The following is a 419-nucleotide window of genomic DNA, read 5'->3' as shown; positions in this document are numbered from 1 at the left end:
GAGTACTACGAGCTCGGCCGCAAGTACGTCGAGGAGCGCTTCGGGGACGACGCCGACGAGCAGACCAAGGACGTCCTCGCCCGCTGGGAGGACACGCTCACACGGCTGGAGAACGACCCGATGAGCCTGGCCGGCGAGCTGGACTGGGTCGCCAAGCGGGAGCTCATGGAGGGGTACCGGCGCCGGGACGGCCTCGACTGGGACGCGGCCCGGCTGCACCTGGTCGACCTGCAGTACGCCGACGTGCGTCCCGAGAAGGGCCTCTACAACCGTCTGGTGGCCCGCGGACGGATGAAGCGGCTGCTCGACGAGGCCGAGGTCGAGCGGGCCCGCACGGCGCCTCCGGAGGACACCCGCGCCTACTTCCGCGGGCGATGCCTGGAGCAGTACGCGGACGACGTCGCGGCGGCCTCCTGGGA

1 protein-coding gene is annotated in these 419 nt (G+C 71.6%); it reads left to right on the top strand.

Translation table 11 applies throughout. From position 1 onward, the window contains the following. Positions 1 to 419, top strand: a 419-nt coding sequence (locus LPA54_RS40090) for a proteasome accessory factor PafA2 family protein (RefSeq protein WP_228985349.1), incomplete at both ends; no start/stop codon positions are given.

The sequence above is a fragment of the Streptomyces sp. DH12 genome, assembly GCF_020873895.1.
In the GTDB taxonomy this organism is placed as follows: domain Bacteria; phylum Actinomycetota; class Actinomycetes; order Streptomycetales; family Streptomycetaceae; genus Streptomyces.
This window is presented reverse-complemented; position numbering and strand designations above follow the sequence as displayed.